13 protein-coding genes are annotated in these 15,295 nt (G+C 73.8%); 8 read left to right on the top strand and 5 right to left on the bottom strand.

The window, feature by feature from the left end; genetic code table 11:
• Window position 1 precedes the first annotated feature (1 nt).
• Entirely contained in the window at window positions 2-1,654 is a 1,653-nt protein-coding gene (locus tag AB0C78_RS23560; protein WP_360751276.1) for a nitrite/sulfite reductase, read from the bottom strand.
• A 576-nt stretch (window positions 1,655-2,230) separates the two neighbouring features.
• Between AB0C78_RS23560 and AB0C78_RS23555 the strand changes: the two genes are divergently transcribed.
• The 3 genes from AB0C78_RS23555 (at window position 2,231) to AB0C78_RS23545 (ending at window position 5,472) form a co-directional block, all read left to right on the top strand.
• Complete coding sequence (locus AB0C78_RS23555; RefSeq protein WP_360751274.1) at window positions 2,231-3,682, top strand: YihY/virulence factor BrkB family protein; 1,452 nt, start codon at window positions 2,231-2,233, stop codon at window positions 3,680-3,682.
• Between the two features lie 39 nt (window positions 3,683-3,721).
• Window positions 3,722-4,708, top strand: a complete 987-nt coding sequence (locus tag AB0C78_RS23550; RefSeq protein ID WP_151543697.1) for an aryldialkylphosphatase — start codon at window positions 3,722-3,724, stop codon at window positions 4,706-4,708.
• A gap of 68 nt (window positions 4,709-4,776) precedes the next feature.
• A complete protein-coding gene (locus AB0C78_RS23545; protein ID WP_360751271.1) occupies window positions 4,777-5,472 on the top strand; it encodes a phosphoribosyltransferase family protein in 696 nt (231 codons plus the stop codon).
• 348 nt (window positions 5,473-5,820) lie between these two features.
• On the opposite strand, the gene AB0C78_RS23540 is transcribed toward AB0C78_RS23545, so the two are convergent.
• The 4 genes from AB0C78_RS23540 to AB0C78_RS23525 all read right to left on the bottom strand — a co-directional run bounded on the left by AB0C78_RS23540 (window position 5,821) and on the right by AB0C78_RS23525 (window position 9,508).
• Window positions 5,821-6,117, bottom strand: coding sequence for a WhiB family transcriptional regulator (locus AB0C78_RS23540; protein WP_021600082.1), 297 nt, complete (start codon window positions 6,115-6,117; stop codon window positions 5,821-5,823).
• 185 nt (window positions 6,118-6,302) lie between these two features.
• Window positions 6,303-7,205: a sucrase ferredoxin gene (locus tag AB0C78_RS23535; RefSeq protein ID WP_360751268.1), complete on the bottom strand. Its 903-nt coding sequence runs from the start codon at window positions 7,203-7,205 to the stop codon at window positions 6,303-6,305.
• A gap of 147 nt (window positions 7,206-7,352) precedes the next feature.
• On the bottom strand, window positions 7,353-8,903 hold the full coding sequence (locus AB0C78_RS23530; protein WP_360751264.1) for a glycerol-3-phosphate dehydrogenase/oxidase: 1,551 nt from the start codon (window positions 8,901-8,903) through the stop codon (window positions 7,353-7,355).
• Window positions 8,900-9,508, bottom strand: a complete 609-nt coding sequence (locus AB0C78_RS23525) for a TetR/AcrR family transcriptional regulator (RefSeq protein WP_360751262.1) — start codon at window positions 9,506-9,508, stop codon at window positions 8,900-8,902. The genes AB0C78_RS23530 and AB0C78_RS23525 overlap by 4 nt, the downstream gene beginning before the upstream one ends.
• 106 nt (window positions 9,509-9,614) lie before the next feature.
• Between AB0C78_RS23525 and AB0C78_RS23520 the strand changes: the two genes are divergently transcribed.
• From AB0C78_RS23520 to AB0C78_RS23500, 5 genes are all read left to right on the top strand, one after another.
• Entirely contained in the window at window positions 9,615-11,204 is a 1,590-nt protein-coding gene (locus AB0C78_RS23520; protein WP_360751324.1) for an FAD-binding oxidoreductase, read from the top strand.
• A gap of 5 nt (window positions 11,205-11,209) precedes the next feature.
• The gene (locus AB0C78_RS23515; RefSeq protein WP_360751259.1) at window positions 11,210-12,100 is read left to right on the top strand and encodes a diacylglycerol kinase family protein; all 891 of its coding nucleotides are present in this window, start codon (window positions 11,210-11,212) and stop codon (window positions 12,098-12,100) included.
• Between the two features lie 377 nt (window positions 12,101-12,477).
• Window positions 12,478-12,885 (top strand): YccF domain-containing protein, encoded by a 408-nt coding sequence (locus AB0C78_RS23510; RefSeq protein WP_360751321.1) that lies wholly within the window; start codon window positions 12,478-12,480, stop codon window positions 12,883-12,885.
• A 126-nt stretch (window positions 12,886-13,011) separates the two neighbouring features.
• Window positions 13,012-14,526 carry a metallophosphoesterase gene (locus tag AB0C78_RS23505; RefSeq protein ID WP_360751257.1) on the top strand — a complete coding sequence of 505 codons (1,515 nt, stop codon included), beginning with the start codon at window positions 13,012-13,014 and terminating at the stop codon, window positions 14,524-14,526.
• A gap of 165 nt (window positions 14,527-14,691) precedes the next feature.
• On the top strand, window positions 14,692-15,210 hold the full coding sequence (locus AB0C78_RS23500) for a DUF4234 domain-containing protein (protein WP_360751254.1): 519 nt from the start codon (window positions 14,692-14,694) through the stop codon (window positions 15,208-15,210).
• Window positions 15,211-15,295: the final 85 nt, after the last annotated feature.

The raw sequence follows: 15,295 nt of genomic DNA, 5'->3' as shown, positions 1-15,295 counted from the left end.
GTTACTTGAGGTCGGCCTCGTCGGCGCGCTGCGCCCACTGGGCGAACGTCTCGCCCTCGGTGCGCTGCTCGTCGAACTTCCGGACGACCCGCTCCACGTAGTCGGTCAGCCCGGCCGACGAGGTCTTCAGGCCGCGGACCTTCTTGCCGAACGAGGCGCCCAGCTGGCCGCCGAGGTGGATCTGGAAGCCCTCGACCTGGTCGCCGTTCTCGTCCACGACCAGCTGGCCCTTGAGCCCGATGTCGGCGACCTGGATGCGGGCGCAGGCGTTCGGGCAGCCGTTGACGTTGATCGTCAGCGGCTGGTCGAAGTCGGGCAGCCGCTTCTCCAGCTCGTCCATCAGGTCCATCGCGCGCTGCTTGGTCTCGACGATCGCGAGCTTGCAGTACTCGATGCCGGTGCACGCCATCGTCTGCCGCCGGAACGTGGACGGCCGGACCTGCAGGTCGTGTTCGGCCAGCGCCTCGGCGAGCGCCTCGGTGTTCTCCTCCGGGACGTCGAGGATGACCATCTTCTGCTCGATGGTCGTGCGGACCCGGCCCGAGCCGTACCGGTCGGCCAGCTCGCCGATGGCGCCGAGCAGCTCGCCGTTCACCCGGCCCACGCGCGGCGCGAACCCGACGTAGAACTTGCCGTCCTTCTGCGGGTGGATGCCGACGTGGTCGCGGTGGGTCTGCGGCGCGGCCGGCTCGGGGCCGTCCGGCAGCGCGTACCCGAGGTACTCCTTCTCCAGCACCTCGCGGAACCTCTCCGCGCCCCAGTCCTTCATCAGGAACTTCAGCCGGGCGCGGCTGCGCAGCCGCCGGTAGCCGTAGTCGCGGAAGATCGAGGTGACGCCGTGCCAGACCTCGCTGGTCTGCTCCGGCTTCACGAACACGCCGAGGCTCTGCGCGAACATCGGGTTCGTGGAGAGGCCGCCGCCGACGTACAGCTGGTAGCCGGTCTCGCCCGCCTCGTTCACCACGCCGACGAACGCGATGTCGTTGATCTCGTGGACGGTGCAGTGCGAGGTGCAGCCCGACAGCGCCGTCTTGTACTTGCGCGGCAGGTTGGAGAACTCCGGGGAGCCGATGTACTTGTCGTGGATCTCGCGCAGGTCGCGGGTCGCGTCGATGACCTCGTCGGCGGCGATGCCGGCCAGCGGGCAGCCGATGATGGTGCGCGGCACGTCGCCGCAGGCCTCCATCGTGTGCAGCCCGACCGCCTCCAGGGCCTCCCAGATCGCCGGGACGTCCTCGATCCGCACCCAGTGCAGCTGGACGTTCTGCCGGTCGGTGAGGTCGGCGGTGCCGCGCGCGTACCGGGTGGAGATGTCGGCGATGGTGCGCAGCTGCGGGCCGCTGAGCTGGCCGCCGTCGATGCGCACCCGCATCATGAAGTACTTGTCCTCGAGCTCCTCGTCCTCGAGGGCGCCCGTCTTCCCGCCGTCGATGCCGGGCTTGCGCTGCGTGTACAGCCCCATCCAGCGGAACCGGCCGCGCAGGTCGGCGGGGTCGATCGAGTCGAAACCGGTCTTGGAGTAGACGTCGATGATCCGGCGGCGGACGTTCAGCCCGTCGTCGTTCTTCTTGTTCTCCTCGTTCTTGTTGAGCGGTTCCCGGTAGCCGAGGGCCCACTGGCCCTCGCCCTTCTTGCGCTTGATCGCGGGTGGCACGGCGCGCGTCCTCATCTGTGGTGGTGAGGGACGCGTAGCGCACCGGCGCTCTGAGGCAGCCGGCTCGACGCTGAGCAGGATGAAGTCAAAGGTGACGCCGATGCACCACGCGCCCGGCTGAGCAAGGGGGCGTGGTCTGGGGCGTCAGCGACAGATCGCGCTGCGGACGCGCAGGAAGTCGACGTGCCGGCGCTTGGCCAGCAGCGGGTCCGCAGCAGTCATGCTCAAACTCTGACACGCCGTCTCGCGGGCTGTCCAGTGACGTCCGGAATGTGGGCGAGTGAGAAGAGTCATCCTTGACGCTTCCAGTTCACCGGGGGTTCGGCGCCCTGCGTCCGCTCCCCGGACGGCGCCGGCGTTCCCCGGGCGGGCCCGGACGGCTCCGACGGCGTCGCGGGCGCGGCCTTGTGCTGGCAGTCGCACCACGAACCGCCACGGCACTCCCCGTGGTGGCGTTCGCGGCAGGACTGGCATATCACCCCTCCATTGTCACCGATGCGCATCGATGCTCGCGCACGCGCACACCTGGCGCGCTACCCGTGCGCGCGAGCGGCCCACGCCCTACGGTTGGGCGGTGTGACCACCGTCTCGGACGCCGCGGGCGACTCCCCGGCCAAGAGCGACGGCGCCGCGCCCGTTGACGGGGACGGCGCCGCGTCCGCCGATGGGGACGGCGCCGGCTCCGACGGCCCCGCCGATCCGGCCGGCAAGGACGGCGCGGCCCGGCCCGCCGCAGCAGCGCGCCAGGGCCGCGTGCCCGCCGCGCGGAAGGGATCGCCGGGTGGGTCGTCCAAGCGCGCGCGGGCGCACATGACCTCCGATCATGGGGCTTCCGATCACGGGCATACCGCTCTCGTGCGCTCCGACCACGCCCCGCGCCGCGCCGCGGGCCCCGCCGCGCGCGCCCGCACCGCCGCGGCGCGCGTCCGGGCCGCCGCCGGGCGCGTCCGCACGGCCTTCTGCGCCGCGCTGGGCGTCCTGGCGCGCTCCGGCGGCCCGGTGGGCTGGCGGCTGGTCCGGGGGACGGCGGTCGGGGCGTTCCGCTACCGGGTGACCGGGCTCGCCGCCGAGATCGCGTTCTTCGCGCTGCTGTCGCTGCCGCCGCTGGCCCTCGGGCTGATCGGCACCATGGGCCACTTCCACAGCGTGATCAGCAAGGAGACCGTCGAGGACATCCGCAACCGGGCCATCGAGCACGCCCAGACCGTGCTGACCCCCAACGCGGTGAACACGGTCGTCAGGCCGCTGCTGGACGACGTGATCCACGGCGGCAGCCCCGACATCGTGTCGATCAGCTTCGTGCTGTCGCTGTGGGCGGGCTCGCGGGCGGTCAACGTCTGCATCGACACGATCACGATCGCGTACGGGCTGTCGGGCATCCGCGGCGTCATCCGCACCCGCACGCGCGCGTTCATCCTGTACGTCGTCGGCCTGCTGGTGGGGCTGGTGGTCGCCCCGCTGCTGGTGGCCGGGCCGACGCTGGCGCGGCAGGCGGTGCCGGAGAGCGCCACGATCGTCCAGGTGCTGTACTGGCCGGTGCTGGTGACGCTTTCGATCGTGTTCCTGGCGTTCCTGTACCACATGAGCGTCCCGGTGCGGACGGCCTGGTGGCGCGAGGTGCCCGGCGCGGTGCTGGCGCTGGTGATCTGGGTGGTCGGCAGCCTGGTCCTGCGGATCTACCTGAGCGGGTCGCTGAGCGGGGTGTCGGTGTACGGCTCGCTGGCCGCCGCGATCGCCGTGCTGGCGTGGCTGTACGTGGCGGCGCTCGCGGTGCTGATCGGCGCGACGCTGAACGCCGAGATCGACCGGCTGTGGCCCAGCGCGGGCACCGCCCGGGCGCGGGCCGTCGCGCAGACGCGCGCCCAGCAGCAGGCGGACGCCGCGCGGGAGCCCGGAGCCACCGCCGCCTCCGCGGCGGACGACGCCGATGACGCGGCGGGCGACGCCGATGACGCGGCCGATGGTGCCGACGACACGCCGGAGGGCCCTGGCAACGCCGGGACGAATGGTAAAAACTGCACCGAATAAGGCTCTGAAAAGGCCAAACATGTCGTAGCCTCGCTTCCCATGACCCCCCGAGAGGACACCGGCCGGCTCCGGACCGTGACCGGCACGATCGCGACGTCCGACATCACCGGCCCGGTGCTCTCCCACGAGCACCTGCAGATGGACCTGCGCTGGCCGGCCCGGCCGCAGCAGGTGGGGTCCGACCCGGCGCGCTGGCTGGACGAGGAGAAGGGCGTCCAGCGCGAGCTGAACGAGCTGCGCAAGGAGCACGGGCTCGGCCTCGTCGTCGACCTGACCTGCTCCGGCATGGGGCGCAACGCCGCCGCGCTGGCCCGCATCAGCGCCGGCTCCCGGGTCGCGGTGGTCGCCGGGACGGGCGTGTTCACCGAGCCGTTCCACCCCGCGTTCGTCCGCGAGGCCCTCGCCGCCGGCGCCGGCCCGGAGGGCCAGTCCGGCGTGGACCGGCTCGCCGAGCGGCTGCTCGCCGAGATCGGCTTCGGCATGGACGGCACCAACGCGCTGCCCGGCGTGATCGGCGAGATCGGCACGTGGGGCGAGGCGCCGACGGAGGCCGAGGAGCTGTGCCTGCGGGCCGCCGCCCGCGCCGCCCGCTACTCGGGCCTGTCGGTGGCGACCTACGGCCGCGCCGGCGTGGCCCAGCTGGAGATCCTCACCGCCGCCGGGCTGCCCGCCGACCGCGTCGCCGTCGGCCAGCAGGACCGGGTGGACGACCCCGGCCAGCACCGCAAGATCGCCGAGTCGGGCGGGTACGTGTCGTTCGGCACGCTCGGCCTGGCGGGCGAGGACCACGCCGCGATCGGCGCCCGTGTGCGCGCGGTGATGGACCTGCTGGAGGCCGGGCACGCCGAGCGGGTGCTGTTGAGCACCGGTGTCTCGCGGATGGAGCAGATCGTCCGGTACGGGGGCGCCGGCTACGGCTACCTGTTCGGCACCTTCCTGCCCGCGCTGCGCGCCGCCGGCGCCGACGACGCGACCCTCGACACGATCCTGCGGGCGAACCCGCTGCGCTGGCTCACCGCGGGCTGAATCCCGGCGCCCCCGGCGGGTAGGGCTGGAGCGAGAGCTCTTCCGCGACCCCGGGAGGGGGTGCGCCGATGTCTTGGAACAGGACGGCGAAGCGGGCGCCGACGCAGGACGAGACCGTCCCGCTGCCCTACGCCGACCGCGGGGAGGCGGGCCGGGTGCTCGCCGACCGGCTCGCGCCGATGGGCCTGGACGGCGCCGTGGTGCTCGCGCTGCCGCGCGGCGGCGTCCCGGTCGGGTTCGAGGTCGCGCGGCGCCTGCGGTCCCCGCTGGACGTGCTGGTGACCCGCAAGATCGGCTTCCCGCCGCAGCCGGAGCTCGGCGTGGGCGCGATCGCCGAGGGCGGCGGGCCGGTGTTCGACCGCGGGCTGCTGGACCGGCTCGGGCTGACCGAGGACGACATGGCCGCGACGGTGCGGGCCGAGCGCGCCGAGCTGGACCGGCGCGTGGCGGCCTACCGCGGCGGCCGGAGCCTGCCGGACGTGGCCGGACGCGCCGTGGTGGTCGTCGACGACGGCCTCGCCACCGGCGGGACCGCCCGCGCGGCCGTGCGGGCCATGCGCGGGCGCGGGCCGTCCCGGCTGGCGCTGGCGGTGCCGGTGGGCGCCGAGGACACCGTGCGGTCGCTGGCGGCCGAGGTGGACGACCTGGTGGTGCCCGCGGCGCCCTGGGACTTCCGCGCGGTCGGGCAGTGGTACCGCGACTTCGACCAGCTCACCGACCGTGACGTGACCGGATGGCTGGAGCGCGCCGGGACCGCGACCTGACGCGCTACCTGACGCGCGACCGGCGCCGCGACCTGATGCGCGACCGGCGCCGCGACCGGCACGCGACCTGACGCGCGGCGTGACGGACCGGCCGGCCGCGCGCCGGGAAATGGCCGCGGCGAATTTCTGTGAAAAAGCCACGCGGAAGCGTCCGCTGCGGTAAAAGCGGCCGGGAAATCGGGGCGGGCCGCAACACAGATGTGACGCACATGTGACGAACGCGGCAGGGCCCGGCCGTGACGGCCGGGCCCTGAGCAACGCAAACGGCCCCGCGGGGCGGGGCCGAGTCGTTTTTCGGTGGCGTGCCGGGGTGCGCGCTGGGAGCGGTTCTGGCGTGCCGTGCGACGGTCAGGCCGCGTTGGCGCGGCGCATGCGACGGCGGCGCTCGGAGGCGCGCTCGTCCTCGTTCAGACCGCCCCACGTGCCGTACTTCTCGGGCCGGGACACGGCGTAGTCCAGGCATTCCGTGCGGACCGGGCAGCCCATGCAGATCTGCTTGGCCTTGCGCTCGCGGATCTCACGCTCGGGCTGGCGCTCGCCGTCGGGGCCGAAGAAGAGCACGAGGTCTTCCCCCCGGCACGCCGCGGCGTCCTGCCAGCCCCAGCTGGGACGAGGGAGGTTTGCCTGCCGACGTACCTGAGCCATGGAACACCCACCTTGATTGGTTTCGAACAATTTCGGGACATGGACGCATCGACGTGCTTCGGGTGACATGAGTCAGAAGCGCCGAAAGTTCCAACGTCTGGAGTTGCCGCTCTGTTCCCCGTCCGGTTACTCCGGAAACCTGGGGCCGTGCGACAGGGAGACCCTCGAATGGGGCCTTCGAGAGATTACACGAGGGCGGCCTCGTTGAGAAGGGTGAGTTCCGTAACAGCGTAGGTTCTCAGGTTCTCGGCGCACCCCGGACCGCACGCGGCCTGCTCGACGGCGTCCAGGATGACCCGGTAACGGCTCTCCTGGACGGCGACGATCGCTTCGTAGCGAGATGTCCCTGTGATCGACTCCACGGTCACGGTGTCCAGTTCGAGGCGCCCTGTGTGCGCGCGGACGAAGTGCTCCGCGGCCTGCGCGGGCTCGGGACGTCCGGCCCGCCCGCGCAGCCGGTCGAGCACGACCTCGCCGCGCAGATAGGCGTCGATCGCGGCCACGGCCTGGGTCTCGCCGAGGTCGCCGTAATAGATCCCGTGAGGAAGACATACAAGGTTCGCTGCGAATCGGTCACCACCGACGTGGGTGGTTTCCCAGACAAGACGGTCAAAACGTCCAGTGAGGGATCGGGCCAGCGGGGCGCCCGTCCGCGCGCAGCAGGCGTTGTGCCGGCCGTGCGCGCAGACCAGCAGGACCGGATCGGCCTGCCGCTCGCCGAGGCCCGGCGACCGGCCCGCGGCGAGCGCGGGCAGGTCCAGCCCGGACAGCTCCTCCGGATCGGCCAGCTCCCGGCCCTCGATCCAGGCCTCGCGACCCTGCGAGAACCCGGCGTAGACCTGGATCGGCGGGGTCGCGCGGCGCCGCCCGGGCCGCCGGATGAGCTGCGGCCGCACGCCGGCCGCCTGCGCGGCCCGCACGGCCTCGGCGACCGGGGCGGGCCCGTCCAGGTCGGCCACCCGCTCGGGCCAGGGGCCGGGGTGCTCGATCAGCAGCCAGGAGCGCGCCTTGACGGTCGCGCTCGCCAGGCACGGCCGCTCGCCGGTGTGGCTTCCCGGGCAGTGCCCGCAGCCCTTCCCGCGCGTCAAATGAGTCCCCCCGGCCGGACGGTCCGATCGTCGATGATTAGGTAAGGGTAACCTAAGCCCCTCCGGGCTCACCAGCGGGGTCCCCGGGATGTCGGCTTAGGCGGGGGGATATCGGGGCCTTTAGGGGTGTCTGTACCCAGTGCGACGTCAGTGCACCGCGGGGCGCGGGAGGAGGGCCTCCGCCGCCGGCACCGCCGCGGCGCGGTCCGCGGCCACCAGGCCGATCCGGGTGCGCCGGTCCAGCAGGTCACCGGCGTCCAGGGCGCCCTCGTGCAGCGCCCCCCACGCCAGCTCCACGCCCAGCACCGGCAGCCCGGGCACGACCGGCTCCAGCAGCGCCGGATCGTCCCTGCCCATGGCGGCCAGCAGCGGCGCCTCCGTCCCGTAGCGCTGGACGAGGCGGCGCGGCGCGTCGAGGGCGTCCAGCCGGTCCCGCGGCGCGGCGCCGACCAGCGGCAGCGACGCGGTGCGGCTCGGGCCCGCGGGCAGGCCGCGGCCCGCGACCGCGGCGTCCACGGCGTCCTGCGCCATCCGCCGGTACGTGGTGAGCTTGCCGCCGACGATCGTGACGACGCCGTCCCGCGAGGTCAGCACCGCATGCCGGCGCGACAGGTCGGCGGTGGCGCCCTCGCCGCCGTCCAGCAGCGGGCGGAGCCCGGCGAACGCGCCGAGCACCTCCGAGCGCCGCACCGGCACGTCCAGCGCGGAGCCCAGGATGTCCAGCAGGAAGCCGATCTCGCCGGGCGTCGGCTCCGGCACGTCGGGGATCGGGCCGTCCGCCGGCTCGTCGGTCAGCCCCACGTAGACGCGGCCGTCGCCCTGCGGGATCACCAGCATGAACCGGCTGCTCGCGCCGGGGATCGGGACGTGCATCCCGGCGGTCAGCCCGCGCAGCGACTCCGCGCCCAGCACCAGATGGGTGCCGCGCGACGGGCGCAGCCGCACCCCGTCCACCAGCCCGCCCGCCCAGACGCCCGCGGCGTTCACCACCGCGCGGGCCCGGACGGTGATCTCCCGGCCGGTCAGCTCGTCGCGGACGAGCGCGCCCTCGCCCGTCAGCTCGACGGCCCGGCAGCGGGTCAGGATCCGGGCGCCGTGCGCGGCGGCGGTCCGGGCGATCGCGGTGACCAGGCGCGCGTCGTCGGCGAGCTGCCCGTCCCAGGACAGCAGGCCGCCGCGCAGCCCGTACGGGCGCAGCGCGGGCGCGAGCCGCAGCGTCTCCACCGGCGACAGCCGGCGCGGGCCGGGCAGCACCGAGCGCGGGGTGCGGGCGGCCAGCCGCAGCGCGTCCCCGGCCAGCAGGCCCGCCCGCGACACCGCCGCCTGCGACCGCGACACCAGCGGCGTCAGCGGCAGCACGAACGGCAGGGCGCGCACCAGGTGCGGGGCGGTCCGGCACATCAGCACGCCGCGCTCGACGGCGCTCTCGTGCGCCACGTCCACCTGCCCGGACGCCAGGTAGCGCAGCCCGCCGTGGATCAGCTTGGAGCTCCACCGGGACGTGCCGAAGGCCAGGTCGTGCGCGTCGACCGCGGCGACCGACAGGCCCCGGGACGCGGCGTCCAGCGCGGCGCCGGCGCCGGTCGCGCCGAGGCCGACGACGAGGACGTCCACGACCTGGTCGGGTAGGGCGGCGAGGTCGCGTTCGCGGCGGGCGGCGTTCAGCGACGAGGGCGGCGGGACGGCGGCAGGGGTCACGGCGAGAGCATCCTCTCCAGAATGTGCCGGAGTTCGGCGTCGAAGGCGTCGGAGCGGAGCTCGGGGTCGGTCTCGTCGATCACGATCTGCGCGGACAGCCCGAACGACTGCACGACCAGCAGCAGCGCGCGCGCCTGGCGGCCGGGGTGGTCCACGCGGATCGTCCCGTCGGCGTGCCCGGCGGTGAGCGCCTCCTCGAAGAGCTCGAGGAAGGCCTGCTGGCTGGCGCCGCAGCGGTCCAGCAGGTAGGGCAGCAGCGCCTCCGGGTCGACCTCGACGATCTTGCGGAGCAGCGGGTGGTCGCGGAACGTGCGCACGCCGGCGACCAGCCCGTCCACCAGCCGGGACCGGACCGGGCGGCCGTCGTCGGCGGGGTGCATGGCGGTGCCGATCGCGGTCCACTCGCGGGTCATCAGGTCGGCCACGATCGTGCGGACGTCCGGCCAGCGGCGGTACAGCGTCATGCGGGAGACCCCGGCGCGGCGCGCGATGTCGGTGAGCGTGGTGCGGCGCACCCCGACGGCCAGCACGCAGTCGCGGGCGGCGTCCAGCACGGCGTCGTCGGCGGTCCGGGCCGCCGACCTGTTGTGACGATTCGACGTCATGTGTCACAGTGTAAGCCCACCGGGAGAGGTGGACGGGAACGCGGTGCCGGGAGCGGCCCGTCGGAGGGGAGGCGCCTTGACCACCAGCACGGGGCGGACGCGGGACATGCTGTGGAGCGGCTGGGGCGACCCCGCCAAGGCCGCGCCGCTGCCGGAAGCGATGGTCGGGCTCCTGCGCGACCTGCTCGGCGTGAAGACCGGCGACGCGGCCCCCGTCGCCCTCGCCGCGATCGAGGTCGCGGCCCCGCGGCTCACCGAGGACGCCCTCGCCGCGCTCGCCGCGGCGGTCGGCGCGGAGCACGTCCGCACCGACGCCGAGACCCGCGTCCGGCACACCCGCGGCAAGTCGACCCCCGACCTCGTGCGCCTCCGCGCCGGCGAGACCTCCGACGCGCCCGACGCCGTCGTGCTGCCCGGCGACCACGACGAGGTCCTCGCGGTGCTGCGGGCCTGCGCGGCGCATCGCGTCGCGGTCGTCCCGTTCGGCGGCGGCACCTCGGTCGTCGGCGGGCTGGCGCCCGAGGGGGTGGACGCGTTCGTCGCGCTCGACCTGCGCCGGATGGACGCCCTGGTCTCCCTCGACGAGGTGTCCCGGACGGCCGTCCTGCAGCCCGGCATGCTCGCGCCGCGCGCCGAGGAGCTGCTCGGCGAGCGCGGCTACACGCTCGGGCACTTCCCGCAGTCGTTCGAGTGGGCGTCGATCGGCGGGTTCGCCGCCGCCCGCTCCAGCGGGCAGGCGTCCGCCGGGTACGGCCGGTTCGACGACATGGTCACCGGCCTCACCGTCGCCACCCCGGAGGGCACCCTGGAGCTCGGCCGGGCGCCGAAGTCGGCGGCGGGCCCCGACCTGCGCCAGCTCGTCCTCGGCTCCGAGGGCGCGTTCGGCGTGATCACCTCGGTGACCGTGCGGATCCGGCCCGTCCCGGCGGAGCGGGCGTACGAGGGCTGGCGGTTCGCCTCGTTCGCCGACGGCGCCGCCGCGCTGCGCCGCCTCGCCCAGGACGGCCCGCTCCCCGTGGTGCTGCGGCTGTCCGACGAGACCGAGACCATGATCGGCCTCGCCGACCCCGCGGCCATCGGCGGCGGCTCCTCGGCCGCCGGATGCCTCGCCGTCCTCGGCTACGAGGGCACCGCCGAGGAGATCGCCGAACGCCGCGCCAAGACGGCCGCGGTGCTGCGGGAGGCGGGCGGCGAACCGCTCGGCGACGCGCCGGGGGAGAAGTGGCGGCACGGCCGCTTCAGCGCCCCCTACCTGCGCGACGCGCTGCTCGACGTCGGCGCGTTCGCCGAGACGCTGGAGACCGCGGCGTTCTGGAGCGACATTCCGGCGCTGTACGAGGCCGTCCGGTGCGCGCTGATCGGCACGCTGTCCGGGGCGGGCACGCCGCCGCTGGTCATGTGCCACATCTCGCACGTCTACCCGGCGGGCGCGTCCCTGTACTTCACCGTCGTGTCCGCGCAGGGCGACGACCCCGTGGCGCACTGGGACGGCGCGAAGCGGGCCGCGTCCGACGCGATCATCGACGCGGGCGGCACGATCAGCCATCATCACGGCGTGGGCACCGACCACCGCGACTGGTACGCCCGGGAGATCGGCCCGCTCGGCGCCGGGATCCTGCGGGCCGTCAAGGACCGCCTCGACCCCGCCGGGATCCTCAACCCCGGCGTCCTCGTCCCGCCGGCCGCCGGGGAGTAGCCGCCATGACCACCTCGCGCGCGTTCACCGCGATCGTCAACCCGGCCGCCGGCGGGTCGGCGTCCGCGTCCTCGCTGATCCCGCTCGCCCGGCTGCTGCGCGAGGCCGGCGCCGAGGTCGCCGTCGAGTACAGCCGCGGCCTGGACCACGCGCACACCGTCGCGCGCGACGCCGCCGCGGCCGGCCGGGTCGTGCTCGGCGTCGGCGGCGACGGCATGATCGGCTGCGTCGGCGGCGCGCTCGCCGGCACGGACGCCGTGTTCGGCATCGTGCCCGCCGGGCGCGGCAACGACTTCGCCCGCCAGCTCGGCGTCCCGTCCGACCCGGAGCTGCTCGCCCCGCTGCTGCTCGACGGGGAGCCCCGCGCGGTCGACGCGATCGAGGCCAACGGCACGCCCGTGCTCGGCAGCGTCTACGCCGGGGTGGACGCCGTCGCCAACGCCAACGCCAACAAGACCCGGCTGCTGCGCGGGTCGGCGGCCTACTACGTCGGGGCGCTGCGCGCGATCGTGTCCTGGCGCGCGGCCGACTACCGGGTGATCGTGGACGGCGAGGAGCACCGCCGCGAGGGCTACACCGTCGTCGCCGCGAACTCCGGCTACTACGGGTTCGGCAAGCACATCGCGCCGGACGCCCGGGTGGACGACGGCCTGCTCGACGTGGTGCTGGTCCGCAACGCCTCCCGGATGCTGTTCTTCGCGGTGATGCGGGAACTGGAGGCCGGCACGCACGTCCGGCGGCCCCAGGTGGAGGTGCTGCGCGGCCGGGAGGTGCGGATCGAGCTGGCCGGGCCGCCCGGCCGGACGCTGCCCTACGGCGCGGACGGGGAGCTGCCGGGCGTGCTGCCGGTGACCGCGAAGGTGATGCCCGGGGCGCTCCGCGTCCTGGCCCCGTGACCCGGCGATCCGGGCTGCGGAGATAGCCGTTCTGACCTGCGCAGACGCAAGATCCACGGTTTTTGGACCCTCGTTTGGGGTGGTTTACACACCCATTACGGCCCTCCGTATAGCGTCAATTACGTCCCGCTTTCGGGACCTTGGGGTCGTCTGTGGAGGCATCATGAGAAGGCGATCGCTCGCCGTTCTGGGGGGACTCATGATGGCCGCAGGCGCCCTCCGCGTGGTGGCGCCGGCGTCTCTGGGGGTGGCGCCGGCGCCCACCACGGTCCGGTTCCGGCTCGGTCCGGCCCGCCCCGTGCCGATCCGGAGCCTCACCGCTCCGGCCGCCCCCACCCCGGCGCGCCCCATTCCCGGGCGGACGGCCCGCGCCTAGGCTGAGGCGCGTGCGCACCCTCCTCAACGTGATCTGGCTCGTGTTCTCGGGCCTCTGGCTGGCGATCGGGTACGCGATCGCCGGCCTCATCTGCTGCGTGCTCATCATCACGATCCCGTTCGGCATCGCCGCGTTCCGGATCGCGATGTACACGCTCTGGCCGTTCGGCTACACGGTGGCGCGCCGGCGCGACGCCGGCGCGGGCTCGGCGATCGGGAACGTCATCTGGCTGATCGTCGCGGGCTGGTGGCTCGCCCTCGGGCACCTGTTCACCGGGATCGCGCTCTGCGTCACGATCATCGGCATCCCGTTCGGCATCGCCAACTTCAAGCTGATCCCGATCTCGCTGCTGCCCCTCGGCCGCGAGATCGTCCCGTCCGGCGACCCGCGCTCCTTCGGCGCCGCGTAAGCGCCCCGGCACATGAGCGTCCCGGAATAAGCGACACGCCCCTTCCGGCGGGGCGTGTTGCTTGACGCCCGAGATCGCCTGCGGACAGGCTGGAGGCACCCCCTCACCCCCTGCCGGAGGCCCCCCTTGTGCGCCGAGCAAGCCGCCGCCCCCGAGAACTCCCGCGCGTCCGAGGCGGGCGCCGGATGGGTGTGCGGCAAGCCGGGCACGTTCCGGGACCTGCTGCCCGAGCACGTCCCCGACTTCTCCTGGCGCCGCCCGAAGGTGCTGTGGCGGTCCCGCAACGACGTGGTCGCGCGGCTGTTCGGCGACCCGTCCAACGCGATCCGCCGCCGGGCCGTCGCCGCGCTGCGGGAACGCGGGACGCCCGCCGCGTTCACCGTCCACCGCTCGGAGGAGGAGTTCTCCTTCGCCCTCCTGGGCGACACGGGGGAGGGCGACCGGTCGCAGTACGCCGTCGTGCCGCCGCTGCTGCACGCCACCGCCGGCACCGACTTCATGGTCGTCGCCAGCGACGTCATCTATCCGACCGGTGACGCGGGCGACTACCCCGAGAAGTTCTACCGGCCCTACCGGGACTACCCCGCGCCCATCTACGCCGTCCCGGGCAACCACGACTGGTACGACGGACTACGCGGCTTCCTGCACATCTTCTGCGGCCTGGACGCGGACTGCTCGCCGCACTGGCGCGGGCCGCTCTCGTTCATCCCGCGCCTGTTCTGGCGGCACTCCGGGAAGGTCGACCGGCGCGCGCTCGCGGAGGCCCGCTCGCTGTACCGGGGCGCGCCCGGGCAGCAGGCCGTCCAGCCCGGGCCGTACTGGGCGATCGACACGCCCTCGCTGCGCATCATCGGCATCGACACCGGCATCCTCGGCGGCATAGACCGCGAACAGGGCGAATGGCTGCGCGAGGTGTCCGCGGGGCCCAAGCCCAAGATGCTGGTCACCGGCAAGCCGCTGTACGTGGACGACGAGCACCACCCGGGGCCGATCGAGGGCGGCGGGACGGTCGACGAGATCGTCCGGGACCCGGCGCACAACTACGTGCTCGCGGTCGGCGGCGACATCCACAACTACCAGCGCTACCCGGTGAAGGTCGACGCGACGGGACGCGTCATCCAGTACCTCGTGTCGGGCGGCGGCGGGGCGTTCATGCACGCGACGCACACGATCCCTCGCGCGGACGTGGTCGAGGAGAAGGACTTCCGCTGCTACCCGCTGCGGGGCGACTCGCTGTCGCGCTACAGCCAGCTGTACGGGCGCTGGACCCGGATGCCGGGGCTGTTCGACCTCACCCCGGAGGAGGCCACGGCCGTCATCCGGTCGCGGGTGGGGATCGTGCCGGGACGCGCCTACGACGGGCTCCAGCCGTCCCGGCGGGCCCGGTTCGTCGCGTTCGTGCTGGGCGTGCCGCGGGGCGGCCGGCGCCGTCCGCGCTTCCTGCGGCTGCCGGTCCGCAAGATGCCGCAGCGGTTCCGTTCGGAGATGGCGGACTGGGACAGCCCGCCGTTCTTCAAGAGCTTCCTCCGGCTGGACGTGACCGCGTCGGCGCTCCGGGTCCGCTGCTTCGCGGCGACCGGCTGCGGCGACCACGAGGCGGCGCCGCCGGTCGAGGACGAGGTGACGATCCCGCTCCGGTGAGGCGGGAGTGGCGGGCGGATTGGAGAATCCGCCAGAAATGTCGACAAAATGCGTCGATTTGCCGCGCGACGTGCCGTAATGCCGTTACAGTCTCAGCTCACCGAACAGGTGACCGGTAACGGACGGTCGGCCGGAGAACGACCGCGTCCACAGGAGAGCGACTCGATGAGTTACCCCCAGCAGGGTCAGGGCCAGCCTTACCAGCAGCAGCAACAGCAGCAGGCCTACCAGGGCGGCTACTCGCCCGCCCCGGCACAGCAACAGCAGCAGGCCGTCGCCCGCGGCGCGGGCGCCAACATGAAGCGCCGCAACCCCGTCGGCGCCTGGCTCGGGCTGCCGATGATCACGCTCGGCGTGTACGGGCTCGTGTGGATGTTCAAGGTCCACAACGAGCTGCACCAGTACGACCGCCGCATCGACGACGCCGCCACCGGCGCGCTGCTGTCGATGATCTTCGGCTTCGTCACCCTCGGCATCTGGCCGCTGGTGGTGTGGTGCAAGCTCGGCGGGCGCATCGCCCAGGCACAGCGCGCCGCGGGCCTGCCCGCCACCTGCAGCGGGGGCATGGGCTTCCTGCTCGGCATCCTCGGCTTCGGCGTGCTGTACTACCAGATCCAGATCAACAAGGTCGTCGACCGCTACGGCGACACCCCGGCGGGCCAGCAGGTCTCCCTGGTCGCGTGACCTGACCGTCGCGTGACCCGAGGGTCGCGCGGCCTGACCGCCGCGTGGCCTGACCCGCTCCAACCCCGCAAGGGGGCCGCGGCCC

The sequence above is a fragment of the Actinomadura sp. NPDC048394 genome, assembly GCF_040651755.1.
Taxonomy (GTDB): Bacteria; Actinomycetota; Actinomycetes; order Streptosporangiales; family Streptosporangiaceae; genus Spirillospora; species Spirillospora montaniterrae.
This window is presented reverse-complemented; position numbering and strand designations above follow the sequence as displayed.